Source organism: Chryseobacterium sp. SIMBA_028, from assembly GCF_046535285.1.
Taxonomy (GTDB): domain Bacteria; phylum Bacteroidota; class Bacteroidia; order Flavobacteriales; family Weeksellaceae; genus Chryseobacterium.
Genome location: NZ_JAWRWZ010000647.1, coordinates 1 through 248 on the forward strand (window position 1 = coordinate 1; position 248 = coordinate 248).

The window sequence follows — 248 nt, forward strand, 5'->3', positions numbered from 1 at the left end:
GGTGATGTACCGTCCAGCTTTGAGAATGACAAGGATGGTAATCCATTGCCTGCCTTGCATGCTCCTCTAACAGGGTTTAGCATTGGGAGTCTCTTGGATGTGGAAAGTGCTCCGGCTTCTGTGACTTCTCCCAATGAGAATAATATATCTGGGGATAATGCAGTAGGACTGGCTGACGAAGATGGTCTTACCACTTTGACGAGTGTAAGCCGCGGAGTAGCCTACAGTCTTACGGTTCCCGTAAATAT

Annotated in this window: 1 protein-coding gene; it reads left to right on the forward strand. The window is 48.0% G+C overall.

All coding sequences use genetic code 11. The features are described 5' to 3' along the window. Positions 1 to 248: hypothetical protein (locus SCA31_RS24825; protein WP_410699616.1), on the forward strand; the 248-nt coding region annotated here is incomplete at both ends.